Here is a 24,580-nt window from a genome sequence, read left to right as displayed (position 1 = left end):
TAAGAAGGGTAGTCTACTCATTTCCCGCTGCTTGTTCGCCTTCCCTAACGTCCTGCTTGGCATGGACAATCAATCGATGGGTAGGGTTAACCAGCGGATCGCAAGTAATCAAGGTGAGCGTCCTCTCGCTGCCGCGATTCTCCAGCACGGAAACATCGGTTGGTTCGACAACTGAAATTTCGTACACTGTGTATACGAACTGCTCTCCCTTGGAACGAACGGTTATTTCATCTCCTACTTTAACCTCATCCAGCCGATTGAACAACCTTCCGGCTGTCCGGGAACGATGCGCAGCTATGGCTGCATTACCTACCTGTCCAAGGGGAGCGGTCTCCGTCATATGCGCGGCCGCATGCTGCAAATTCTGCTTAGTAGCGCCTTCCAATATCGGCAGCTTCAAATCAATAACATCGATGAGGATCGTCCCCAATCCCTCTTCCTCCTCAAAATTATTAAGCTTCGTATGGGCAATCGCCGGCTCAGACTCCGTATTCATTTCTTCAAGCCACTGGGATACCTGCGCATAACTTGATTGCAGGTCGTTTAGATCAACGTTGTCTGCTTGCCTGCGGCTTTGCTCAGCGTTTTCAATATCTTGCAGAAGCATTTCCTGTTTATACTCGCTGTACAATACGCTCAATTTGGGATATAAAACGATGCATACTCCAGCAACAATCAAAACGTACGCTAACTTACGCATATCCTGTACTCCTGTCTATCCATTCTTGTTTCTTGTTTGATTTGCCCAGTATATAATCTGTTTCTATACAATTTCTCAACTTTTATGAATAAAAAAAATCCTTTCCCGGCAATTGCCGAGAAAGGATCCTTCATCTAAGCTTGTTTGGTAGTTTTTCGCCGCAAATAGATTCCGGCGGCTATGATCGCCAATCCTGCTGCATAGTAAGGCAGATCAGAGCTTTCTCCCGTTTTCGGCAGCTGGGTCACGCCCTTGTCCGATTTACTCGGATGATCCTGGGCTCCTTGGCCAGCTCCTGACACATTTTTACCATCATTGGCATTCGTCTGTTCTTCCTGGTTTTGACCGCCTGCCCCGGATTGAGGCGGATTGCCCTCGCCAGTCGAGGCATTTTCGGCGGATTCGCCATCCTCGCCGTTCTCCACGGGCTCCTGAGGTTCTACCGGGTTTTCCGGCTCTTCTGGCGTGGTAACCGGCGGCGCTACTGGCGGTGTTACCGGCAGAGTCACTGGCGGTTTTACCGGTGGTTTCACCGGTGGTGTTACCGGCGGCTCTACCGGTGGTGTTACCGGCGGCTCTACCGGTGGTGTTACTGGCGGCTCTACCGGAGGTTCTACTGGTGGTTCTACCGGAGGCTCTACTGGTGGTTCTACCGGAGGCTCTACCGGAGGTGTTACAGGTGGTGTTACCGGAGGTTCCGCCTCTTTTTCATTGGCAACAGCCACTCTCTTAACATTGCCGTTGGCCTTAATGCTGGAGTCTATTGTGACACTGATCGGAGCGTCAAGCAGCTCGTAGCCTGCAGGAGCCTGCAGCTCTTCCAGTACATAGTCACCATACAGCAAATCGGTAAATAACGCTTTGCCATCAACATCCGTCGTTTTCGTGATCGCCGGTCTTTTACCCTTGGCATCCTGCAATACGAAAACAGCGCCTTCCAGCACTTGGGCCGCATCGTCCTGATCGACCTTTGTTATTTCCAGATTGCCTCGAATTCCAGAGCCTGTACCCGACCCTCCTGAAGTCATCACGATAATCTCTTTGTTGGAAACCATCTTATCTGTCTTGATACCGGTTCCCTCAAAATGAACCTTATTGCCGATAGCATCGCCGTTTCCTGCATCAATTAACGATTGGTATTTTAAAATGTACGCTTCGGATATCGGATCGTTGAACAACAATTCAAAGTTCCCTGAATCGTCCGGAGCGATGACCAGCGTATAATCAACACCTTCCTGAAGCGGCGTCAGGCCCGTTATATCGGGGCTAACTCCATTGGCGTCAACCTTTGCTTTATACAAACGGAACGAATCCTCGACCAGCACCTGATTCGGTGTCGGCTCGTCAATGATTTTGGCATCCTCGACATAGGATTGTCCGCGATTGATATAGATCGTCCAATCAATTCTATCGTCGTTTTGCTCGCCGCCTTTGGATACAAACTCTCCGCCTTGCGGTATGGATGCACTGCCTTTCCAGGTTGCCAGGGTGCTATTTCCCTCTTGGAACATTGCTTCATTCTCCACTGCGCCTTTATCGATAATGACACTATCCTGAAGGCTCGTTTTGAATTCGATCCAGTAAGGTGTCTTATCGTCCATCGTGCTGAATGAAATTTGCAGCTCATTACCGTTGGCTTCGGTCGGTGGCGTCAAGGTGTACTTCGCCAGGTCAACTGGATTGCCCCTGGACGTTCCATTCCAGCCTCCGGTCAAGGTCATTTCATACACTTCCAAAGAACCGTCTACATACTTTTGCCCCTGTTTCAGCACATCTGTGATGACCGCGCCAGTCAGGGACTTCTTATTATAGTTTGCGCGAATCGTCCAAGTAATCTCTTTAGTTCTCGGATCGTATTCTCCTGATTTGGAACCGTTGGTCTGGGTCAAACCGTCCGGCCAAAGCGTAGCTTCCGCAGTAACGTTTACAAGCGTACCGCCCGCTTCTTCTCCTGTAATCGTCGCCCGGTTAAGGAACCTTGTGACATCACCGTTATCCTTCCATTCCGGATTGAAATACGTCACATACGTTACCGTATGCGCGCCGCTGATCGGCTGTTTAAAGTCAATCGTGAACCCTTGCTTCATATCCGGCGAAGCAGCGGCAAACTCGTAATCCGCTGGAGCGGACAAGACCGTGCCGTGTTGATCTTTAACCATTAGCGACCCCGGCTTGAATTGCTGGCCGCTATTCACAAATTTATCGGTGATCACAACATCCTTCATCGTGTAGTTGTCTTTATTGATCTCGATGCTCCAGGATGCCTCTTTAGCACTGTAATCCGTCGCAACATGGGCTTTCTGGATAACCAGGTTCTTATGTATCCCAGAGGCTGTTTTATAACCGTAGACATCCGTAGTTACCGTATTTTCGACCAATTCATCTTTCAGGACTCTCCCGTTGGCCTTAGTATCATATTTAATGATATAACCGGAATCAATAGGAGCATTAAATGTCAGATCGAAGCCGGTTTTGCCGTTCGCTGCCGGAACAAGGGTGAGCGTATAATCATTACCCGTTCCTTCGCTTAGAAGCGTGCCCGTTTCCCGATCGACAACTTCAAGCGTTCCCGCGACCAAATGCTGAGTGTCATTAAAGCGGTCTTCTAAAATCCCCTGCGGAATATGCTTGCCTCTGAAGTTATATTCGATCACCCAGGTCATTGTTCGAGTCTGCTCGTCATAGCTCTCAAATCTCTTGCTCAATACCTCGGGGCGCTGAATCGGCACAGTTTTTGAGGCATCAGCAGACTTGCTTCCCGTCAGCTTCGCCGTATTGGTGAAGCTCGTTTCATCGCCGTTGCCGACATTTGTCGTATACGTTATCCGATATGCCGAATCGAGCGTACTGTCAAATTCGATTCTGAAGCCGTCCAAGGACTGTGTGTCGAGCGTGTAGCCTGATAGAACGGGAGCCCCAAGCTGCGAGCTGCCGTCCACGTTAACAATCAACTTATTAACTTGGATCGAGGAGACATCCAGGGATAGGCCCGGGGGTGTCTCATCCGTGATTACAGCCTGATCGATCCGTTCAAGCAAAGTGTTGACATCGATCGACCAGTGAATCTGTTTGTCCCCCGCAGCCGAACCGCTCTTGTCTAGCAGCGACCCTTTTTCCGGCTTGAAATGAACAATCGCTACCTGCTGCCCCCCGCGGATCGGAAACGGAATAGCCACTTCGGTACTGCCCGTTATTGAAGTCTTGCTAAAATTGGTGTTGAAAATAATCGTCCCGCCCACGTCAGAGTACCCGCTAACATCTTCATCGAAGGTAACAATCACATGGCCGTTTTTGGAGGCAGCGAACCTGCCGATTTCTAAACCGCTAATTTCGAGAATGCCATTTACGCTGTTGTACAGCTCGAATTCCTGTGGAATATCGAACTCAAACGTGCTCCCGGCTACGTAATCATGACCGTTCTCAAGCTCCCATTCATATTCCAGGGTCACCGGCGCTCCCATGACAACCGGATCGGCATTCGGATTATAGACGGCGTCAATAACGCTGCCTGCCCCATCCTTCAGCGTGACCTTGGTCAGAATGCTCTTACTGTTACTGGAGCTGCCCAGGGGCGTGTTCGCCGATGCAAGTCCGGGACCTATGATGCTGTGTAGAAACAGCATGGCGGCGACCAGTAGTACAAAACCTTTTTTTCTCATACTTTAACCCGTCTCCTATTTAGAACTTGTCTTCCTTGTCAAGGAATCTACTGAATTATCCCCCCCTTCATCGGTTTATTCAGTGGCAAGCCTATATTACAAAATCAGACTAGACAAATTCTCAACAAACAGGATGATCGTGGTCGCAAAAGCTTTATTGAGCCATTTTCAGCAAGATTACATCATTTTCCTGAAGCTCATCTTCTTTTAAAGTATAGAAACTGTAAAATTTCTTCCGTTTGACAGCCATGGCGAGCCAAGTAAAGAAATCCTGCACCATATCATCTACCCACTCGTCTCCTTTTCGGTACAACTTGCGGGAGTATGCGATGCGCAGCTTGGTTTCCCCTTTCCAGGTGAACAAGAATGTATTCTCTTGGCCATGGTGCAGCAATTGAATTTTAAAATTATCCTTTAGCAGGTAAGTGTCCTCGTTACAGAAGAACAAAGGCCCTTTCGGCGTGGCGACGATGCCAAGCATCTGCCCTTCAAAATTAATGTAGTAGCCTCTTCCGTAGTTGGCATGCTTATCCCTAGCAATTTCGACTTCCTTCATAGCAAGGAGATCCAAGCCTTTGGAAACAATAGTTGAACGATGTCTAAAGTTACGAATCAATTTCATGTGCAGCTCTTCCCCCAATTTTTGTATGTCAAGTATTCTTGTCTCCATCATAGAAAACTGGCCTATACAATTTCTAAACAATTGAACAAAAGATTCCGCACATACAAAAAAAGCCGCACACCGGCGACTGTAGAATTGGCTATTGCTCAATCATATTCTGCGTAAACCATTTGATTATGTGAGGGCTTGGCTCCTCATTCAGCTCTTCCTGGTAGAGCAAGGTAAGCATTTCATACTCCCGCTCGACCAGATGGGGATGGTTCATGGAATGATGGATTTTCATCAGGGCAAAATAAGCTTCTTCCTCTAGAGCATGCTGCCTGCAAATAGCGCTATAGCTGTTTATCGCTTGATCAAGATGCCCCGCGCGCTCATACAGAGCAGCGACTGCATATGAAGCCTCAAGCCAAAGTTCCTTGAGGCGCTGGCGCTCGCTCTCCGCCCACCAGTAATCATGTTCCTGCAAATAATGTCCTGTGTACTGCCTTATAGCTTCAGAGCAGCGATCTACACGTTCCAAGGTCGGGGGAAAGAGCGATGCAAGCTCTGACTCCCACTGTTCCACATCAAGAACGACATTTTGAATTTTAAGTATATAGCCTTCGGTTGCATTGACAATTTGAAAACGTTCCCCGAACGGCTCCAGTGTTTTACGAATATGATAAACCGCTGTGTATAACTGGGAGTACACTTTATCCATCTCGTATTCGGGCCAGAGTAAATCGATCAAGGCCGACTTTCGCACCAGCTGCCCGCGATGCTGAAGCAGGTACAGAAACAGCTCCTGCGCCTTGGAGGTTCGCCACTGCATAAGAGAAAATTGCCCAGGAGAGGTCTCAATCGTAACCTGCTTTAGAACATTCAGCCGAATATGCTCTTCTTTCCGCGGCACCTCCTGCTGTTTGGAGGCCAGTACCCTTCGGGACCTGACGCGTTTCATCGTAATGGCTAAACGTTCGGCAATAATGGGTTTTACAATATAATCCAAGGCATTCAGCTCGAATGCTTTTACTGCATGTTCGTTATAGGCCGTCACGAATACGATATGAATGTCCGGCTTTTTCTCCAAAATTTGCTCCGCCAGCTCGATCCCGTTAATTTCAGGCAGGCTGATATCGAGGAAAATAACGTCTACATCCTGCTGCAATATTTGCTCTTTGCCCATGAACGGATTGGTATATTTCCCCAGAATCATTACTTCATCAAGCTTCATCAGCTGACGCTCCAAATAATCCAAGGCCAGCCTTTCATCATCTACCAAGATTACCTTCATCGTAATTATGCTCCTTCAACAACATTGCTAAGGCTTCGATTTCCTTGATAACTTGACGGTAAATGCGGTCCGGTCTTCGTCGCTGTCCGCAAAGATTTCACCTTGGTGAAGATCGACAATATGCTTCGCAATTGCCAGACCGATGCCGGAGCCTCCTGTATTCGTAGCGCGCGATTTCTCAACGCGATAGAACCGGTCGAACAAATGGGGAAGATCCGATTCCGGAATCGGCTCGCCGTAGTTGATTACCTCGGTTATGACCTGATCTCCTTCCACGCGGCCGCGAATATCGATATATTTTCCGTCGCTGCCATAACGGATAGCATTGACGATCAAATTCTCGTATACTCTGCGCAGCTTGTCCCCATCAGCAATGACATAGAGCTGCTGCTCTGCGAAACAGAGCCGGCACTCCATATCGCTCTCCTGCAGCTGCCAGCCGAAGTGCGCCGTAATTTGATGAAGCATTTCAACCAGATTGATCCGGCTCTTATATAACTTCATTTCCTTGTTCTGCAATCTTGTAAACTCAAACAAATCCTGAAGCAGCTGCTTGAGGCGAAGAGATTCTTCATAGGCCATGCCGACGTAATAACGAAGCTCCACCTCGTCCTTGTACCGGTCCTGCTCTATCAATCCCAAATATCCGGTAATTGAGGTCAGCGGCGTGCGCAGATCATGGGAAACGTTCGTAATGAGCTCATTTTTCGTTTGCTCCGCCCGTCTCTCCTCTTCCATAGAGGTGCGCAGGCGATCGACCATGCGGTTGATGTCCGTCGCCAGCTGGCCCAATTTCCCGACATTCTCAATTGGAATTTTGTGCGTCGTTCCCTCCTCGATCCGGTGCACTTCTTCGATCAGAAGCGCCAAATACTTCTCCTCATGACGGCGAATGCTGCGCCGGTAGAAATAGAGCGCAAACAGCAGCAGGATGGGGACGCCCGTAATATAATAGGCATCAGGATATCCGATATTCCGGTTCACCCAGCTAAGCACATAACCGAGCGTAACCCATGGGAATAAGGCGTAGAACAGCTTCGCTATCAATACCAGAATAAGCAGGGCAACGATGGAAGTGACTACAGTCCATAACAGCCACGTTAGAAATCTGAGGCTAGCTTTCAATTTTGTAGCCAACCCCCCATACGGTGCGAATCAGCTTTTCGCCGTCCATTTCTTTCTCCAGCTTATCCCGCAGCCGGCTGATATGAACGGTTACCGAGTTGTTGCTCTCGAAGTACTTGTCTTTCCAAATCAGCTCGAATATCTCCTCCGAGCCGAACACCCGTCCCGGGTGACTGGCCAGCAGAAACAGGATATTAAATTCAATTGGCGTCAGCTTGACTGCCCGGCCATCAACCGTCGCCGTATGCGTCTCCTTGTCGATTTGCAGGGAGCCCAGATTGATTATATGATCTTGCGATGGCTGCGCAGGCTGCATGCTGTAAGAGGAGCGGCGCAGCAGCGATTTGACCCGTGCTATGAGCTCTAGGGGATTGAACGGTTTAACCATATAATCGTCAGCCCCGGTCATAAGGCCTGTTATTTTGTCCATGTCCCCGTCTTTGGCGCTCAGCATCAATATCGGCGTGGTTCGCGTCTCCCTGATTTTCATGCACACGGTAATTCCGTCCATGCCCGGCATCATAATATCGAGGATAACCAGATCTATCGGATCACGCTCCACAATGTCAAGAGCATCCAGTCCATTGTCGGCCTTAAATACGGAGTAGCCTTCATTCAGCAAATATATCTCGATCAGCTTTGCAATCTTCTCATCATCGTCTACGATTAAAATTTGTTTGCTCATCCAATAATCCATCCTTTGGTGATTGTTCGAATAAACCAAGTTAGTTCTATCATACCATGACCGAACCGCCTAATTATGAATAACTTTCTGATTATCTTACAAACGGGCGGATCCATTGGAAAGTTACAAGCACTACAAATTTTCTACTTCAACACTGATGACATGATCGATTTGGCGCACGAAATGGTATATTTCCGTCGTGTATTCCCGCTCCGAGGCTGAGATGACCATATCAATACGCTGACGCCCCTCCTCCAAATCCTTAATTTTCAAACGGCGTATCCGATGACGGTTCCATTTCGCGGCTGGCCCCTTCTCTTCCTTCCGCTCAATGATCCGGATCAGATCCGTAACGTTGCCTCGATCCTCCATCACGATTTTGACGGAGACGTCGCGTTGATTCAGTTTATAGGGTCCAAGCCATTTGATCATATAAGGAATGAAATTCACCGCCAAAATGAGCAGGACAACCGCCAGCGCCGCTTCTAAATAAAATCCGGCGCCAATTGCAATCCCGATGCCCGACGCTGCCCAGATCATCGCTGCCGACGTAAGTCCGGAAATGCCTTCATTGCTTCTTCGCAAAATAACCCCGGCGCCAAGAAAACCAATACCGCTGACAATTTGCGCTGCCAGGCGCATAGGATCCATATTCGGATGATCCGGTCCGGCGAATTTGTGAAACGATTGTATGGAGACGATGGTCACCAGACAGCTGGCGATACAAATGACCATGCTCGTCTTAATGCCCAGCGGCTTCTGCTTCAGCTGGCGGTCGATGCCGATAAACAAACCGAACAGCAGCGCGATAAACAGCTTCATAATAATTTCCCATTCGAGTAACATTCGTAATCTCCTCCTGCGTATAGAGAGAGTATAAGTGTAACTGCTATGTTTAGGCAATCAAAAAGACTACCCCTCAGGTTACTTTTATAACCTATTCAGGGCAGTCTTATGATTTACCATATTTACATAAAAGTCAGCGGATTACTTGGTGCCGACCAGCGATTCCTTAGCGCGGTATTGATTGGCGGCCAGCACCATATTCTTCAATGATTTCACGGTCTCGTCCACTCCCCGCGTCTTCAGGCCACAGTCCGGGTTGATCCAGAACAATTCGGGATCCAGCACCTGCAGCGCGCGATCGATCATGGAGGTCATCTCCTCAACCGACGGAACTCGCGGACTGTGAATGTCATATACGCCTAAACCGATGCCGAGATCGTACGTATGCTCTTCGAAGCTATGAACGAGCTCGCCATGGCTGCGCGAGGTTTCAATAGAGATGACATCCGCATCCAGTGCACGAATGGAATCGATAATGTCGTGGAACTCGCAATAGCACATATGGGTATGGATTTGGGTCGTATCGCGCACAGTCGACGTCGTGACTCGGAACGCCTTGACGGACCAGTCCAAATACTCCGCCCAGTCTTCGCGTTTCAACGGCAGCCCTTCACGCAGCGCAGGCTCGTCGACCTGAATCATCTCGATGCCTGCCCGTTCCAATGCCTCTACCTCTTTACGCAACGCCAGCGCGATTTGATAAGCGACCTGTTCACGCGATAAATCACTGCGTACGAAGGACCAGTTCAGAATCGTAATCGGCCCGGTCAGCATTCCCTTGACCGGCTTGTTCGTCAGGGATTGCGCGTATTCCGTCTCCTTCACGGTCATCGGCTGGTCGAAATCAACATCCCCGTAGATGACCGGCGGCTTCACGCAGCGCGTTCCGTAGGATTGAACCCAGCCGCCCTTCGTAAAGGCAAATCCCGGCAGCTTCTCGCCGAAGAATTCTACCATATCCGTACGTTCGAATTCACCATGTACGAGCACATCGATGCCAATTTCCTCCTGGAGGGAAATCCACTGTTGAATATGCTCCTTAATAAAGGAATCGTATTGCTCCTGGCTCCATTCCCCTTTGCGCCATTTCTGACGGGCTGAGCGAACCTCTGCCGTCTGCGGAAAGCTGCCGATCGTCGTCGTGGGAAGCAGCGGCAAATGCCATTTCTCTTTCTGTTTCTTGCGGCGAATGTTGAACTCGCTTCCCCTCGCAGCTGGTTCAGAGGCGATTTTCTCTACTGCGGCTGCTACGTTTGCCCGGTTGCGGGCCGGGTCCTTGGCCAGATTATCGAGAGCAATGCGATTGCTTTCGAATATCCCCTTCACACTGTCAATGCCTGTACTCACCGCAGCGCTCAATGCGGCGACTTCATCCAGCTTCTCTTCGGCAAAGGACAAAGCGTCGCGAAGCACTGGTACCAGCGTCTGCTCCTGCTTAGCCGACACGGGCACATGCAGAAGGCTGCAGGACGGCTGCACGATAATCTCGGAATCCGCAGCCGCTTCCAGGATTTCAAGTAACAGCTGCTTCTGGCGGTACAAGTCCGTGCGCCAAATATTGCGTCCATCGACAATGCCCGCTCCAAGCGTCTTGCCCGCCGGGAATCCATATTTATGCAGCGCAGCCAGGTTGCCGTCTAACCCGTGTATGAAGTCAAGTCCGATACCGGCAACAGGCAAAGACACGATCTCCTCATAACGGTCAACTGCTTCGAAATACGTTTGCAGCAGAATGGAAACTTGCGGGGCCTTGCGCTGAATTGTTTCGTAAATGGCTCTTACCCGCGTTATATCCTCGGCCGACACAGAGGTCACCAAAGACGGCTCGTCTACTTGAACCCAGGCTACACCTTCTGCGGAGAGCTCTTGAAGCACTTGAACGTATAGCGGCAGCAGCTGCCCGACCCAATGGTCCCACTCCGTCGCTTCGTTAAACCCTTTCGATAGCTTGAGGAAGGAGTAAAGCCCGATAAGCACAGGTCTTCCATCGATCCCCAGTTTCTCCTTGGCTTCGCGGTAGGCAACCAGCGGACGGTTTATCGTTAGCTGCGGTTTTCTGCCGACTAGCTCCGGGACAATATAATGATAGTTCGTGTTGAACCATTTCGTCATTTCACTGGCCGGCGCTTCTTTATTTCCCCGGGCGATGGCATAATACGTGTCCAGAGGTACTTCGCCGCCGCTATAGGAGAACCGCTCCGGGACAAGGCCGAACATAGCAGCCATATCGAGGACATGATCGTAATACGTAAAATCGCCTACAGGGATGATTTCGATCCCCTGATCCCGCTGCTGCCGTAAATTATGAAGCCGTATTTCCGTCAATTGCCCGTGCAGCTGCTTTTCGTCCAGTTTGCCAGCCCAATAGGCTTCAATCGCTTTTTTCCATTCCCGTTGCCCGCCGATTCTCGGATAACCTAAATTTCCGCTTTTTACTGTATGACTCATTCACAATTCCTCCCCATTGTATGTTCTTCCAATAACAAAAAGGGTCCCCTATAGCTGGAATGGCTAAAGAGGACCCTCGTCATACTGCGCGCTGGCTCAAATCTTTAACACCTCCCTATCTCCCGTAGGTACAGCAGTGCTGACAGAACAGGCAGGTCTCCTGGCTTCAGAATCATAACTGGATAGCTGCCTTCCCAATGACGCATCATCAGTGGCATCCATGCTTCCAGCTCCTCTGTTACAGTGGCGGGACCGCGCCGGCATTGCACCGGACTTCCCTTTTAAGCTTCAATCGACGGCGATTGAAGCACCTGTTCCCACAATATTCGGTTATGAATATAAAATTTATGTTACTTCATGTTGACAAATAATACAATACAAATCGGATTAGTCCTAGAATAAATATGCAGTATTTATGCACATAACTCAATAATTATCGGCAACGGCCTTGTTCAGCATACCAATGCAGCGGTCCAAATCGACTTTAACCTGCTTCTTGTACAGCTCGGCCTTCTCATGTCCGTCATCGGTAAAATGATAGAGCACGATTTCTTGGAAATCCACGCTGGGATCATTCCCTTTCAGATGCTTCGTGCGATACAGTACCCCTTCCTGCACGAGCTCATGAAGGGCCCGGTATATTTCGCTCTGCTGAGGAACATAGCCAAACGGCTTGAACTCTTCCTTCAACTCTTCAAGCATCTGGTAACCGTAGCCCCTTCGCTGCTCTACCATCGAAATCAAATAGAGCTTGATATATGCCCGCTGTGCAATCATAAAGGCCATCGTTCCACCTCCTGCTCTTTCTTCAAAGTATAGAACAGCTGTGAATTATTCACAACAGCCGTCTAACAGCTCTTTTATTACGATAGATTAGTTACTAAGAGCGTAGAAAGAAGCAGGATTGGCAAATAGGAGCAAAATAGCTTTTTTGAATTTTCTATTGTGAATTTTTCATATAGTGAAATCTGATAATTAGGAGCTAACTTTCGATCCATCCTTGCTCCAAAGCATATCTTGTCAATTGCACGCGATTTTCCAAATGCAGCTTTTGCAAAATGTTTTTCAGATGGTTTTTGACAGTCTGATCGGAAATTTGCAGTTCCTTGGCGATTTCCCGGTTGGTCATCCCTTTGGCGACCCAGTCCAAAATCTCGCGTTCCCGGCTCGTAAGCGGATGATCGGCGCTGTTATTTTTCTTCGACAGCGGAAATTCCTGAAGAATCCGGAAAGCCAGCTCGCTGGACAGCGGGGCTTCGTCACTGGCGACCGCCCGCAAATATTGCAGCCAGGTGCCCGGCTCCAGGTTTTTCAGCAAATAGCCCTGTGCTCCTTGCTTCAGCGCTTCAAACAGGTGAGCTGCATCATCGGAGACGGTGATCAGCACAATTTTGACGTAAGGATATTTCAGCTTAATTTCCCTCGTCGTTTCCAAACCGTCTTTGCCCGGCATATGGATATCCATCAATATAAGATCGGGCATCCACAGCTCTGTCTGCAGCAGGGCTTCGTCTCCATTCTCGGCATACCCGATAATTTCAAAGCTGTCGTCGTCCGACAATATTTCACCGATGGCCTCGCGGGCATGGGGGTGATCGTCAACGACTAACACTCTTACCTTCATGGCCCAGTCTCCTTCATAAATAATGTTGCTTGTGCTTGCTTTCAAGCTGGCTGGCGTACTTCACCGAATATACGCCATAGGCTTGAGCCTGGCAAGCTTTGCGGCAAGGCAAATACCAGGGTTCCTCATTCCATTTCCGAACAGGTCCGAGTCGAGGGGGTGGATATGAGCCAAATTCTGCACATTCCATTAACCAATAGGAGGCAAAAATACAAGGTACAAAAATAGAGCCCGAGAGCATCCGGTTCGTCATGCGGATGGCTGCCCAAGGCTCCATGCTTCCAGTCATATATTTCGTAAATACATGAGGTTCATTTCGGGCGCACTCGATTCGTCGCCGTCGCCTGAAGCGGGTCATCCGGCCAATAATGCTTCGGGTAGCGGCCCTTCAAATCCTTCTTCACCTCGAAATAAGCGTTGTCCCAAAAACTCCGCAAATCGGCCGTAACCTGTACGGGACGCCTAGCTGGTGACAGCAGGTGCATGATGACCGCGACCTTTCCGTAGCCGATGCGAGGCGTGTCCATCATGCCGAATAGCTCCTGCAGACGAACTGCGGCAAATGGCTCTCCCTGGTCATAATGGATCTGAACTCGGGAGCCGCTGGGTACTGTCAAATGCGTTGGCGCCTGTGCATTCAATTCCTGCTTCAGCTCCCACCCCAGCTCATTATCAAAAATCGCCGCCAGGGACAAGGACTGCAAGTCCGATCGTTTGCGAAAATGGGCGATATAAGGCGCGAGCCACACTCCCGCAGACTCCGCCAAAGCTTCGTCGGAGAAATCCGGCCAGCGCTCGCTCAGCCTGCGAAGAAATCCGATGCGGGCCTGCAGCTGCCGAGCTTTGTCGTTCCAAGGCAGAATTTCCACGCCATGCGTTGATACGGCATGCAGCAGCGCCTTCGTAAAATCCTCGGCCACAGGCTGAACCGGCTGTTCCCGAAGCACAATCGCCCCTAGCGTCTCCCGCAGACGAACGCGGACGGTCCCTGCTTCCTCATCCCATTCCGCCTGTCTCTCTTCCTGGATATGCTCACCGTAATACTGCGTCAAGTCATCCCGTTCCAGGGGAGCAGCCAATAAAATCCGCCCCTCTGTCCCTTCATCATCAACTTCTGCAACAGCTAGATAGGGAGATTCTCCAAGATGCTGCTTCCTGGCGAAGACAGCGCCGCGGCCGCTGCGCAGCAAATATCTGCCGTCAGCTCTGCGTTTGGCGATCCGATCCGGATATGCAAACGACACCAGCAGGCCGCAAGCCTCAAACCATTGTTCTTCTCCCGCTCGCGCTAATTCCTTGATCCCAAGCCTCCGCTCATATTGGACGCTTACGGCTGCCACTCGCTGAAGATCGCGTTCTTCCGCCTGAAGCAACGGGACCCCCGTGCTCCGGGACAAACTTTCCTTCCCCATCAGCAGAGCCAGTCGGCTGCGGATATCGTTGTCTTCACCCGCTCCAGCCGCCCCTCTGAACAAATCGCGCTCCTCCAGAAGCGCGGCCAGGCGGCAGGCCGGCCGGCCCAGTCCCAAATCCGCCGCCTTCAGCAGCATATGAGCCAGACGCGGATGCAGCCCAAGCTCGGCCATCCTGCGGCCATGCCCGGTAATGCGCTCTTCGCCGTCAAGCGCTCCGAGCTGCTGCAGCAGCCGCACGGCCTGCCGGTAAGGCGCCGCAGGCGGCGGATCAAGCCAGGCGAGCTCTTCCGGCGAGCCCGCCCCCCAGGCCGCCAGCTCCAAGGCGAGCGGCGTCAGATCCGCCTCCAGCATCTCCGGCGCCGTACGCTCGGGCAGCAGCCGGTCCTCCGCTTCGCTCCAGAGGCGGTAGCACACGCCGGGCGCCATACGCCCGGCCCGCCCCCGCCGCTGGTCAGCGGAGTCCCGGGCCGCGCGCACGGTGACCAGCCGGCTCATGCCGGTGCGCGGGGAGAACAGCGCCGTACGCCGCAAGCCGCTGTCAATGACTACCGTCACGCCCTCGATCGTCAGGCTTGACTCCGCGATCGATGTGGCAAGCACCACCTTGCGCTTGCCCGGCGGCGCTGCCGCTATCGCCCGCTGCTGCTGCTCCGCAGGCAGCGCGCCGTATAGCGGCGCCAAGAGCACATCGCCTGGCACGACGGGTGCCAGCGACCGCTCCACCCGGCGAATTTCCCGTGCGCCGGGCAAAAACACGAGCAAGCTCCCATCGTGCTGCCAAAGCGCGCTGCGCACCGCTCGCGCCACTGTCTGCTCCAAGGGAGCTTGGCCTAATGGCCCTGCCGCGTACCTGGTCTCCACCGGGTACGCCCGCCCCTGGCTGCGGATGACGGACGCGCCGCCAAACAGCCCGACCAACGGCCCGGGATCCAGCGTTGCCGACATAATCAAGAGCCGCAAATCGTCCCGAAGCAGTTCGCGGCTCTGCAGCGCTAAGGCGAGACCGATGTCGCCATGCAAATTCCGCTCATGGAACTCATCAAAAATAATCAGCCCGACCCCCATCAAGGCCGGGTCGCGCTGCAGCATCCGCGTCAGAATGCCTTCCGTCACAACCGTAATCCTTGTCCGGCCCGATGTTTTGCTGTCAGTTCTCGTCCGGTAACCGACCGTCTGGCCAACGGACTCGCCAAGCTGCGCGGCCATATAAATCGCCGCCGAACGGGCGGCAAGCCGCCGCGGTTCCAGCATAACGATGCCCTGATCCTCCAGCCAAGGCTCATGGAGCAGTTCAAGCGGCGTGCGGGTCGTCTTGCCTGCTCCCGGCTCCGCAAGCAGAATGGCCGTCCCCGCGGACTGCAAACAGGCCTTAAGCTCCGGAATAACCTCATCAATAGGAAGCCTTGTCATTCTCTTCTCCTTCATGTACAAAGTGCTGTTAGCATTTTACCATACAGGCGTCATTTGTCCTACAGCATCACAAAACCCCGGCCTGAGTCGGTGTACGAATCGGGACGGGGTTTCCTTGTTCATGTGAATGCCGATGTCTATATGGATTAATTAAAACTACAGCAGGGATTCGGCCCCATCGATGACGATGCGGGCGCCGGTAATGTGCACGGATTCATCAGAGGCGAGAAACGCCACCAAGTCCGCGACGTTCTCCGGTTGTCCCGGACCGTCCGCGAGCGGCTGCGAACCTTCCGGGTATTCCACCGGAATAATAATCTCCTCCAGCTCTTCGCTGACCTCTGACGAAGAATCGATATTCGTCGATATGGCGCCGGGACAAATGACATTGACGCGGATTTTAAACTTCGCAAGCTCTAAAGCAAGCATTTTGGCAAAGGCGACCTGGCCAGCCTTCGTCGTGCTGTAAGCCGACATGCCGAATCCGGAGAAGCGGTCGTTCCCATTGATCGAGCTTGTGATGATAATGCTGCCGCCGCCCTGCTTTTTTAAATACGGAACAGCATGCTTCACGGTTAGAAACGTCCCGTTTAAATTGATTCCCAGCGTACGCTGCCAATCCTCGAACGTCATTTCTTCTACGGGAGCCAGTGTGCCGTTAATGCCGGCATTAGCAAATACAATATCGATGCGTCCGAAATGGTCCGCCGCTTCCTTAACGGCCTGCTCCATTCGCACCGGATCCGACACGTCGACGTCAAACGAACGCGACACCCCCCGATAGATTTCATTAATCTGGTGCTCGGTGCTGCGCGTACGGTCATCTATTAAATCAAACAGCGCGACTTTTGCGCCTTCCTTCGCCAGCTTGATAGCGGTTGCCTTGCCGATCCCGGAGCCGGCCCCCGTAACAATCGCGGTTTTTCCTTGAAAACGAAGTCGATTACCCTGCTTCTCCGTCATAAAGGTCACACTCCTACCAGAATTTTGGATTCATTCGTCGAGGCAGGCTTACACTGTATGTTCCGCCGTGCCGTCTGTTTCAAGATTACCCAAAACAGGGGGTGATTTAACCACTGGACAAGCAAAATAGATTTAAAACGACTTATTTTTTACCAAACTAAAAATTGAATAACGACGAGGGAAACGAGCCCTGCGGCCATCAGTCCGACCACTACGAGAAAGCCGGTAACAAACCACCGAACATAACTGCCTCGAGCAGGCGCTTCTTCATATTGCCTGACCTGCTCCTCCAGACGAGCGACCCTCTCCCTGAGTTCCATGATTTCATCATCGATCCTGCTCACAAATTCCCTCCCTCACGTCGGCTACTGTCTTCCTTGAACCTGCTCACAGGGCTCCCTAAACCAGTGAAGCAGCATCTCCTGGAATTGGTCCTTCTGCGTCGGGGTAGCAATAAGCCAGTCTTCGTCCGCCTTTGTGCTGGAACGGAAAAGCCAATTGATCGAATGATTGTTGATAAACTGCGCATGCTGCGATTCCCACTGATCGCCATTCCAAGCAAAGAAACGAATGTCCCCTTGCGCCACATGAGTCTTCAGGCAATTGGCCAGTGAAATGACCCCCTCCTGATCATCTGTGATCTTCAGCAGCTCTACCATGACATCCTCCATATCCAAATCATCGAGCTGCCGGATAACTTCTGCAAACTGCCGCCTGGACAGCATAAGCGCAGGCAGCTCTCCCGGGCAATGCGCATTCCACATCATTTTGCCGGCCAAGCTCCCGCATACGTTTCTGACCTCGCTAATTTCATCCAGCTGATGCAGCGCCGGATTGTCCTTTGATCTTTCCACCTTGACTACGCATTCGTCCGCAATATGTAGAAATTGTTCATACGTCTCGGTTCCTGCGCGATATTTCACCCAACAAGCTTTATCAGCCAGGGACGCCGCCACCAGCCTTGACATAACATGCATCGGGACGGTCAGCATATCCTTGCTCCCCCGAGGCGTTAGATAACCTTTCTGAATTAAGGATTCCCGGACATGCTCCCAATTCTCATCCATCTCCTTGAGCAAGAAGCCGCGAAATGGACCTTCCTTCCCCAGCAGACGGTCTGCTCCGAGCAGATCGGTTAAATAGATCAGTTCTTTGGATTCCAGTGTTACGATTTCACTCTGGGACGCATCCGCAATTAACATCTGCCCACCTCCTCAACAATATCAGGTATGACTCGTTAATCCTATTTTCTCTATCTAACTCGATTGAAATCAGTACTACTAACCTAGGAATGTTTTCAGGGTTTGATCATACCTAAAATTTTAGCCAATATATTTAACCCTTTTTTCCAAAATTTGAAACACTCCTTACAGTTTTGTAATAACTTCATTCCTATCATAACACTATTTATACCATTTATGCTCGGAATAATTTGGAAATCTATTGCAATATACCCATAAAAATAGGAAAATCAGCTTAACTTTTTCGTTATTTTGAAACTTTATCGGCCACTTTTTCGTAGTTAAAATAGAAAAAAAAGAAAACAGCCATTCCATTTTTCTATATTTCTCATCAAAGATTAATTGAATTATAATGTTTTCTTAATCTGTTTTTAAGTTTTCTGCTTTACAATATGTACTATGAAACCACTGTATTAAGAGGTGATTCACATGAAAATACTTATTAGCTTTCAGAATAATCAGATCCCAGTATATTTCAACGTTGATAGCAAACAGCCGATTCAGCGGACTCTCAAGCTGCTGACCAGCGCGCTGGAGAACAAATTCAATCATGGTAAACGGGCGCTGAAGAAATGCCTGAATTCCCTGATCAGTATTGAAATCGAAGGCTCGGAAGCCATATTGCACAGCAAGAGCGAATATGACTCCTTGGCGCTGTCTCTCTATTAATATTTTCGTCAACAGCCAATTATGATTCTTGTTGAATAGAAGAATAGAGGCCCGAAGCAGCGGCGGTTACCACGCCGGCTTCTGGGCCTCTTCTTCATGCCAAGCTTTCTCTATGCGTATCAGGAACAAACGAATCAAATTTTGCCTCATCGGCTGATAGGTACAGCTTTGCAGTTTCTTCAGAATAAACCGGTCGATCGCCATATCCTCCTCCCCTTTATTCAGGCAATACGGCATCTTGGAAATATTTACCCGCCCTTAATGGTTATTTAACCCAATCAGAACTGATTAAACTCAAATTAATAATGGCCCACGGATGAATTTGTACCTGCAGGGCGGCCAGTCTTCGACCCTATATTCAACTTCAGCGCTACTGCTGTCGCGACAAGCAGCATCCCATTCATCACGAACACAGCGGGAATCGCTATCCAACCCGCCAACGTTCCGCCAGCAATCGGCCCCATCATATTGCCGAGCTGCCCTGCGGATTGATTGAGACTGAACGCCCTGCCCCGGAATTCGGGTTCCGTCGTTTGGACGATCAGCGCATTGAGGGCGGGAAATACGGCGGCGAAAAACAATCCATAGATGAAACGCAGCGTTCCAAACCCGAAAATATCGTGAAAGAACACTTGTAAAACATTACCGAGACCTCCGCCAACCAAGCCGATGATCAGCGTATTCCGATAGCCGATCCGTTCACCGATTTTGGCCCATACCGGAGCGGCGATTACGGTAGAGATCCCTACCGCCGAGAAAATAATACCCGAGCTGAAAGAAGCATCCGCAGCGCTAGAGCCCAAATGCAGCACATAGAGCGATAGCAGCGGCTCAAGAACCATTACAGAGGCGGTAACGATGAGCACGACGGTCAAATGCCGCATTAATGGACGATTCTCGGCAGCAGAGCGCAAATCGTCAATAACACGGGAGCGGGCTTTGTTCTTGTCAAAATTGTATTCCCGGACAAATAGCCAGGCGATCAAGGTAGGAATAAGCACGATGGCTCCAGCCGCAAGGAAGGATTCCCGATAGCCAACGAATTTGCTTAGAGCTCCGCCCGCGAGCGGGCCGATAATCCCTCCCGCCGCGCCGGCTGTTGACATAATGCCAAGACAAAAACCTACCTTCTTCTCCGGAGTATTGGTCGCAATCAGCGCGATCGCCGACGGAACATAACCTGAGAGCAAACCGGTAAGAATACGAACGATGACCAGTTCGAACGGATTTCTGACGAAGGCATTCAGTACATAGACTAGACAGAGGGCAAAACCCGCCCGCAGCAGCATCGGCTTCCGGCCATATTTGTCAGATAGCGATCCCCAGAAGGGAGCGATTAACGCGCTTGCCAGAAATGTAATGCCAAACGTAAAGCCCGACCAAATCGTCAAGTGATCGGTAATGCCTAAATCATGGGCAATAAATAAGGACATGAAGGGGATAACCATGGAATAAGCCATACTGCAAAAAAACACACCGAGCCAAAGCACAACCAAATTTCTTCTCCAGGGGACTTCCATGTAACCACCTCTGCTTCTGCATCTTGAAATATCTAATTCCCTGGTACAGTAAACATAATAACTCCATTGTACCACTTTACCCATATTTCGATTGCCTGAATTCTGCCGGGTAATGTTATAATTTCTCTGATAACAATTGTAAAAGGAGCTAATGCCATGGCTTTAATTCAATGCCGTTTTTTCTCCGAGGTACTGGGCCTCTCCACTTCCATGACGGTCATTTTACCCCAGCCTGCCAAAGCGCAAATCGGATTGGGCGGCAGCGAAGTATCCGGTCCTTTTCCCGCTTTGTATTTGCTGCATGGACTATCGGATGACGATTCGATCTGGCTGCGCCGGACATCGATAGAACGTTATGTTGCCGAGCTTGGTCTTGCAGTCATCATGCCTCAAGTCGATGTCAGCTTCTATACAGATATGGCTGCCGGCAAACGATACTGGACTTTCATCAGCGAAGAGCTTCCATATATATGCCGTTCCTTTTTTCCCCTGTCGCAGCGCCGCGAGGATACCTTTGTCGCCGGTCTGTCAATGGGCGGCTATGGCGCTTTCAAGCTAGCCTTGAGGAAGCCGGACACATTCTCAGCCGCCGCCAGCCTGTCTGGCGCCTTGGACGTATCGGTCAACCGGATCGATGAAGTGAGACGCCCGATCGAGAATAACAATCAGTCGCTTTATGAGCAAGTATTCGGTCCTGCCGGCCCAAAAGGCACAGAAAATGATTTATTATATCTGCTCAAAACGGTTGACCCAGCTTCCGCCCCGCGGCTGTACCAATGCTGTGGCACCGAGGATTTCCTGTACGAGCAAAACATTCGCTTCAGGGATGCTTGCAGGAATGCCGGCTTTGATTTAACTTACGAGGAAGGTCCAGGAAACCATGATTGGGCCTACTGGGATGCGCGCATTCAGGATGTTCTAGCCTGGCTGCCGCTAAACAGGGCTTGACTCCAGGTGGATATTAAGGAGCATTTCCTGTAGGATAGTATTGTTTCGGCTAGCGCCAACGCAAACTTCATTCACGAACTAGGAGGACTCACATGCAAGACGTAATTATCATCGGTGCTGGTCCTTGCGGACTCTCGGCGGCCATAGAATGCCAGCGGCGGGGACTTCACGTCCTCGTACTGGAGAAGCATTCTCTTGTTCATTCCATTTATTCTTATCCGACGCATATGCAATTTTTTAGTACGCCGGAACTGCTGGAAATCGGGGATATTCCCTTCAGCACGCCTAACGATAAGCCCTTCCGCCATGAAGCTTTGGCCTATTACCGCGGAGTAAGCCGCCACTATAATCTGCATATCGCTTCCTACGAGGAAGCCACGGCGATCCACCGTCACGAGGACGGCAGCTTTACCGTCCATTCAGTCACGCGGAGCGGCGAGAAGTGGGAATACCAAGCCCGTAACGTCATTATATCCACAGGTTATTTTGATCATCCGAACATGCTCGGCATCCCGGGCGAAGAAATGGATAAGGTATCCCACTATTTCCGGGAGGCGCATCCGTACACGGGCACGAAAGTCGCGATCATCGGTGGCAGCAATTCCGCAGTCGATGCAGCGCTGGAATTGATTCGCGTCGGAGCACAGGTAACGATCGTATACCGTCGGGATAGCATCTCAGAGCAGATCAAGCCATGGGTAAGACCGATTTTTGAAAGCATGGTCAACCGCGGAAAGATCGATCTAAGACTATCTTCCCGGGTTATCGATATTGCCCAAGATCATGTCATTATCGAATCCGAGCTCGGCCGGGAGAAAATTTTGAACGATTTCGTGCTGGCCCTTACCGGCTTTCACCCGGACCGAAAGCTGCTGTTCCAGGCGGGCGTTAAGATGTCAGGCGAAGCGGATAAGCCGGTCTTCGACCCGGAAACGATGGAGAGCAACGTGCCCGGACTGTATGTTGCCGGTGTTATCGCCTCTGGAAGCAACGCCAATGAGGTATTCATCGAAACCGGCCGCAAACATGGCGTGCTGATCGCCGAGCACATCGTAGCCGGCAGATCAGGAGAGGCTTGACCATGAGCCAAGTCGATGTCACCTCGCTTATTCTGCTATTTCTAGCCGCGCTAGGTATTTTCAGCAGCAACTTGCCGATTACAGTTGCGATGATTTTCCTGCTGCTGATCCGGGTACTGCAGCTGCATTCCACCTTCCCCTGGCTGGAGAAATACGGCTTGACGGTGGGCATCATCATTCTGACAATCGGCGTCATGACCCCCGTCGCGAGCGGCAAAATCCCCTTGTCCGTCATATGGTCTTCCTTTTTCCATTGGAAGTCCCTGCTGGCCATTGCCGTAGGCATGCTTGTCGCATGGCTAGGCGGACGGGGAGCCGCGCTAATGGGCAGCCAGCCGACAGTCGTTGCAGGCTTGCTCATCGGCACGGTGCTTGGTGTAGCCTTCTTTCGCGGGGTTCCAGTCGGCCCGCTGATCGCGGCTGGCATTTTATCGCTCTTTATCGGCAAGCTGTAGCAGCTCAGCCAACCCATGTAGCAAAAGGCGCCCGTGAAGCATTACTTCTGCTTCACGGACGCCTTTTGGCATGTTTACACTGACTGCGAATACTCTGTAGTCAAAATAAATAAAATGAATAAGTCCTATCCAGTCACGCTAGGGATTCAAATTCTGAATACTGTAGAGCTGGGTATAAACCCCATCCTTGTCCATCAGCTCTTCGTGCGTTCCCCGTTCGGCGATACTGCCGTTCTTCATGACGATAATTTGATCCGCATGAGTGATCGTGGACAGGCGATGGGCAACGATTAAGGTCGTCCGGCTTCTGGAGAGCTGTTGAAGCGACTGCTGGATGAGATGCTCTGATTCCAAATCCAGGGCCGAGGTGGCTTCATCCAGAATTAAGATCGGCGGATCCTTCAAGAACACCCGCGCGATAGCAATACGCTGCTTCTGCCCGCCGGACAGCTTCACGCCACGCTCACCGACTTCCGTGTCGTAGCCATTCGGCAAATCCAAAATAAATTCATGCGCATTCGCCGCCCTGGCCGCCTCGTAAACCTCCTCTTCACTGCTGCCCGGCTTACCAAACAATATGTTCTCGCGAACGGTGCCGCTAAACAGAAAATTATCCTGCAGCACCATGCCGATCGAGCTGCGCAGGCTCTCCATCGTCCACTCCTTCACATCCCGGCCGCCTACCAGCAAACTTCCCTTTTGGATGTCGTAAAATCTTGGAATCAAACCGACAAGAGACGATTTTCCTCCCCCGCTCATCCCAACGAACGCCACCGTCTCTCCCGGATGAATCCGGAGGGATATATCCCTAAGCACCCAAGGGTCCTTTTCATGATATTTGAACCAGACGTTGCGGAACGCTATGCCATGATTCCCTCCCTTGAGAGGACGAGCATCCGGCTGATCAACCATATCATACGGCTCCTCGAGCAATTCCAGCACCCGTTCCCAGGATGCGGAAGCCTGGGTCAGCACAGTCGAGGAGTTAATCAGCCGTTTCAATGGCGAATAAAGACGATCAAGATAACCGAAAAATGCGATAAATGTACCTAGCGTCAAATTTTGCTGAATGACCAGATAGCCTCCATAACCGATGACCAGCAGCGGAGCAATGTCCGTCATCGTGTTGATGATCGCGAAGGTCCAGGCATTCCAGCGGCTGTGGGCCAGCGCTTTTTTCAAATAATTCCCGTTGACGCCTTCCAGCTTGGCCTGATCATGCCGTTCCAGAGCAAAACTGCGAATGACCGATATCCCTTGGATCCGCTCATGCAAATACGCCTGGATGCCGGCGAGAGCTGCAGAGCGGTCTTTGGTCAATTTTTTCAGCTGCTTGTACAGCACCTTGACCGCGATCGCGTACAGTGGAAAAATCGCGATAGATACAAGGGTCAGCACCGGATCCAAATAGAACATGAACCCTAGGACGAAGACGAGCGTGAAGGCGTCCAGCCACACATTCATCATGCCGACTTCAACAATATTTTTGGTTTGCTCCGCGTCGTTGATGAACCGGGAGATGATCTCGCCCACCTTCGTGTTCTGATAATAACGGAGCGAGAGTTTTTGCAAATGGCTGTACAGCCTATTGCGGAGATCGAAGAGAATTTTTGCCGTGATCATTTGCGCGAAATACTGCCGGGCATACTCCACCGGACCGCGCACGATGACAAAGAGGAACAGCGTTGCTCCAAGTACGACCATCAACTGGGAGACCTGCTCCTGAAGCTCCATCGATTTATTGAGCAAAATATCGTCAACGACATACTTCTGCACCAGCGGCAGCATCGACGGAATGCCGAACTTCAGCACGCCGATGAATAATGTGAGCAGAATCCATTTCGTATACGGTTTAACAAAAGTAAAATAAGCTTTCCAATGTTTCAACTGATGCGCAC

21 protein-coding genes and 1 riboswitch are annotated in these 24,580 nt (G+C 50.9%); of the genes, 4 read left to right on the top strand and 17 right to left on the bottom strand.

The features are described 5' to 3' along the window. Positions 1-13: 13 nt before the first annotated feature. The 14 genes from GNP95_RS11905 to GNP95_RS11840 all read right to left on the bottom strand — a co-directional run bounded on the left by GNP95_RS11905 (position 14) and on the right by GNP95_RS11840 (position 17,972). Entirely contained in the window at positions 14-700 is a 687-nt protein-coding gene (locus tag GNP95_RS11905; protein ID WP_155611082.1) for a class D sortase, read from the bottom strand. Between the two features lie 134 nt (positions 701-834). Beyond that, entirely contained in the window at positions 835-4,359 is a 3,525-nt protein-coding gene (locus tag GNP95_RS11900) for a collagen binding domain-containing protein (RefSeq protein ID WP_155611081.1), read from the bottom strand. A gap of 154 nt (positions 4,360-4,513) precedes the next feature. After that, positions 4,514-4,981: a hypothetical protein gene (locus GNP95_RS11895; RefSeq protein WP_155611080.1), complete on the bottom strand. Its 468-nt coding sequence runs from the start codon at positions 4,979-4,981 to the stop codon at positions 4,514-4,516. A 139-nt stretch (positions 4,982-5,120) separates the two neighbouring features. Beyond that, the gene (locus GNP95_RS11890) at positions 5,121-6,254 is read right to left on the bottom strand and encodes a response regulator (protein ID WP_155611079.1); all 1,134 of its coding nucleotides are present in this window, start codon (positions 6,252-6,254) and stop codon (positions 5,121-5,123) included. A gap of 27 nt (positions 6,255-6,281) precedes the next feature. Continuing rightward, the gene (locus GNP95_RS11885; RefSeq protein WP_155611306.1) at positions 6,282-7,379 is read right to left on the bottom strand and encodes a sensor histidine kinase; all 1,098 of its coding nucleotides are present in this window, start codon (positions 7,377-7,379) and stop codon (positions 6,282-6,284) included. Then, entirely contained in the window at positions 7,369-8,064 is a 696-nt protein-coding gene (locus tag GNP95_RS11880) for a response regulator transcription factor (protein WP_155611078.1), read from the bottom strand. Before GNP95_RS11880 ends, GNP95_RS11885 begins: the two co-directional genes overlap by 11 nt. Before the next feature lie 132 nt (positions 8,065-8,196). Continuing rightward, the gene (locus GNP95_RS11875; protein WP_155611077.1) at positions 8,197-8,910 is read right to left on the bottom strand and encodes an MgtC/SapB family protein; all 714 of its coding nucleotides are present in this window, start codon (positions 8,908-8,910) and stop codon (positions 8,197-8,199) included. A gap of 141 nt (positions 8,911-9,051) precedes the next feature. Next, positions 9,052-11,358, bottom strand: coding sequence for a 5-methyltetrahydropteroyltriglutamate--homocysteine S-methyltransferase (gene metE / locus GNP95_RS11870; protein WP_155611076.1), 2,307 nt, complete (start codon positions 11,356-11,358; stop codon positions 9,052-9,054). A 133-nt stretch (positions 11,359-11,491) separates the two neighbouring features. Continuing rightward, positions 11,492-11,688: riboswitch (cobalamin riboswitch) on the bottom strand. Positions 11,689-11,784: 96 nt separating this feature from the next. Then, positions 11,785-12,144, bottom strand: a complete 360-nt coding sequence (locus tag GNP95_RS11865; RefSeq protein WP_155611075.1) for a helix-turn-helix transcriptional regulator — start codon at positions 12,142-12,144, stop codon at positions 11,785-11,787. 196 nt (positions 12,145-12,340) lie between these two features. Next, positions 12,341-12,982: a response regulator gene (locus tag GNP95_RS11860; protein WP_155611074.1), complete on the bottom strand. Its 642-nt coding sequence runs from the start codon at positions 12,980-12,982 to the stop codon at positions 12,341-12,343. 311 nt (positions 12,983-13,293) lie between these two features. After that, the gene (gene hrpB, locus GNP95_RS11855) at positions 13,294-15,807 is read right to left on the bottom strand and encodes an ATP-dependent helicase HrpB (protein WP_155611073.1); all 2,514 of its coding nucleotides are present in this window, start codon (positions 15,805-15,807) and stop codon (positions 13,294-13,296) included. A 156-nt stretch (positions 15,808-15,963) separates the two neighbouring features. Continuing rightward, the gene (locus tag GNP95_RS11850) at positions 15,964-16,770 is read right to left on the bottom strand and encodes an SDR family oxidoreductase (protein ID WP_155611072.1); all 807 of its coding nucleotides are present in this window, start codon (positions 16,768-16,770) and stop codon (positions 15,964-15,966) included. A 149-nt stretch (positions 16,771-16,919) separates the two neighbouring features. After that, complete coding sequence (locus tag GNP95_RS11845; protein ID WP_155611071.1) at positions 16,920-17,114, bottom strand: hypothetical protein; 195 nt, start codon at positions 17,112-17,114, stop codon at positions 16,920-16,922. A 21-nt stretch (positions 17,115-17,135) separates the two neighbouring features. Then, a complete protein-coding gene (locus GNP95_RS11840) occupies positions 17,136-17,972 on the bottom strand; it encodes a hypothetical protein (protein WP_155611070.1) in 837 nt (278 codons plus the stop codon). A gap of 468 nt (positions 17,973-18,440) precedes the next feature. On the opposite strand from GNP95_RS11840, the gene GNP95_RS11835 reads away from it, so the two are divergent. Continuing rightward, positions 18,441-18,680, top strand: a complete 240-nt coding sequence (locus GNP95_RS11835) for a hypothetical protein (RefSeq protein ID WP_155611069.1) — start codon at positions 18,441-18,443, stop codon at positions 18,678-18,680. 66 nt (positions 18,681-18,746) lie between these two features. On the opposite strand, the gene GNP95_RS25760 is transcribed toward GNP95_RS11835, so the two are convergent. Continuing rightward, the gene (locus GNP95_RS25760; RefSeq protein WP_196427169.1) at positions 18,747-18,917 is read right to left on the bottom strand and encodes a hypothetical protein; all 171 of its coding nucleotides are present in this window, start codon (positions 18,915-18,917) and stop codon (positions 18,747-18,749) included. Between the two features lie 62 nt (positions 18,918-18,979). Then, positions 18,980-20,200: an MFS transporter gene (locus GNP95_RS11830; protein ID WP_155611068.1), complete on the bottom strand. Its 1,221-nt coding sequence runs from the start codon at positions 20,198-20,200 to the stop codon at positions 18,980-18,982. A gap of 156 nt (positions 20,201-20,356) precedes the next feature. Between GNP95_RS11830 and GNP95_RS11825 the strand changes: the two genes are divergently transcribed. The 3 genes from GNP95_RS11825 to GNP95_RS11815 all read left to right on the top strand — a co-directional run bounded on the left by GNP95_RS11825 (position 20,357) and on the right by GNP95_RS11815 (position 22,682). Continuing rightward, entirely contained in the window at positions 20,357-21,148 is a 792-nt protein-coding gene (locus tag GNP95_RS11825) for an alpha/beta hydrolase (RefSeq protein WP_155611067.1), read from the top strand. 92 nt (positions 21,149-21,240) lie between these two features. After that, positions 21,241-22,227, top strand: a complete 987-nt coding sequence (locus GNP95_RS11820; RefSeq protein ID WP_155611066.1) for a YpdA family putative bacillithiol disulfide reductase — start codon at positions 21,241-21,243, stop codon at positions 22,225-22,227. A gap of 2 nt (positions 22,228-22,229) precedes the next feature. Beyond that, positions 22,230-22,682, top strand: coding sequence for a DUF441 domain-containing protein (locus tag GNP95_RS11815; RefSeq protein WP_155611065.1), 453 nt, complete (start codon positions 22,230-22,232; stop codon positions 22,680-22,682). 138 nt (positions 22,683-22,820) lie between these two features. Here the strand turns inward: GNP95_RS11815 and GNP95_RS11810 are convergent, their stop codons facing one another. Then, complete coding sequence (locus tag GNP95_RS11810; protein WP_155611064.1) at positions 22,821-24,569, bottom strand: ABC transporter ATP-binding protein; 1,749 nt, start codon at positions 24,567-24,569, stop codon at positions 22,821-22,823. Positions 24,570-24,580: the final 11 nt, after the last annotated feature.

The sequence above is a fragment of the Paenibacillus woosongensis genome, from assembly GCF_009725165.1.
Taxonomy (GTDB): domain Bacteria; phylum Bacillota; class Bacilli; order Paenibacillales; family Paenibacillaceae; genus Fontibacillus; species Fontibacillus woosongensis.
This window is presented reverse-complemented; position numbering and strand designations above follow the sequence as displayed.

What these genes read in the sequence shown, in the direction of transcription:
- GNP95_RS11830 (WP_155611068.1), bottom strand. Translation starts at nt 20,200, where the DNA reads ATGGAAGTCCCCTGGAGAAGAAATTTGGTTGTGCTTTGGCTCGGTGTG.
- GNP95_RS11890 (WP_155611079.1), bottom strand. Translation starts at nt 6,254, where the DNA reads ATGAAGGTAATCTTGGTAGATGATGAAAGGCTGGCCTTGGATTATTTG.
- GNP95_RS11820 (WP_155611066.1), top strand. Translation starts at nt 21,241, where the DNA reads ATGCAAGACGTAATTATCATCGGTGCTGGTCCTTGCGGACTCTCGGCG.
- GNP95_RS25760 (WP_196427169.1), bottom strand. Translation starts at nt 18,917, where the DNA reads ATGCCGTATTGCCTGAATAAAGGGGAGGAGGATATGGCGATCGACCGG.
- GNP95_RS11905 (WP_155611082.1), bottom strand. Translation starts at nt 700, where the DNA reads ATGCGTAAGTTAGCGTACGTTTTGATTGTTGCTGGAGTATGCATCGTT.
- GNP95_RS11875 (WP_155611077.1), bottom strand. Translation starts at nt 8,910, where the DNA reads ATGTTACTCGAATGGGAAATTATTATGAAGCTGTTTATCGCGCTGCTG.
- GNP95_RS11900 (WP_155611081.1), bottom strand. Translation starts at nt 4,359, where the DNA reads ATGAGAAAAAAAGGTTTTGTACTACTGGTCGCCGCCATGCTGTTTCTA.
- GNP95_RS11815 (WP_155611065.1), top strand. Translation starts at nt 22,230, where the DNA reads ATGAGCCAAGTCGATGTCACCTCGCTTATTCTGCTATTTCTAGCCGCG.
- GNP95_RS11840 (WP_155611070.1), bottom strand. Translation starts at nt 17,972, where the DNA reads ATGTTAATTGCGGATGCGTCCCAGAGTGAAATCGTAACACTGGAATCC.
- GNP95_RS11865 (WP_155611075.1), bottom strand. Translation starts at nt 12,144, where the DNA reads ATGGCCTTTATGATTGCACAGCGGGCATATATCAAGCTCTATTTGATT.
- GNP95_RS11825 (WP_155611067.1), top strand. Translation starts at nt 20,357, where the DNA reads ATGGCTTTAATTCAATGCCGTTTTTTCTCCGAGGTACTGGGCCTCTCC.
- GNP95_RS11880 (WP_155611078.1), bottom strand. Translation starts at nt 8,064, where the DNA reads ATGAGCAAACAAATTTTAATCGTAGACGATGATGAGAAGATTGCAAAG.
- GNP95_RS11850 (WP_155611072.1), bottom strand. Translation starts at nt 16,770, where the DNA reads ATGACGGAGAAGCAGGGTAATCGACTTCGTTTTCAAGGAAAAACCGCG.
- metE (WP_155611076.1), bottom strand. Translation starts at nt 11,358, where the DNA reads ATGAGTCATACAGTAAAAAGCGGAAATTTAGGTTATCCGAGAATCGGC.
- hrpB (WP_155611073.1), bottom strand. Translation starts at nt 15,807, where the DNA reads ATGACAAGGCTTCCTATTGATGAGGTTATTCCGGAGCTTAAGGCCTGT.
- GNP95_RS11835 (WP_155611069.1), top strand. Translation starts at nt 18,441, where the DNA reads ATGAAAATACTTATTAGCTTTCAGAATAATCAGATCCCAGTATATTTC.
- GNP95_RS11860 (WP_155611074.1), bottom strand. Translation starts at nt 12,982, where the DNA reads ATGAAGGTAAGAGTGTTAGTCGTTGACGATCACCCCCATGCCCGCGAG.
- GNP95_RS11895 (WP_155611080.1), bottom strand. Translation starts at nt 4,981, where the DNA reads ATGAAATTGATTCGTAACTTTAGACATCGTTCAACTATTGTTTCCAAA.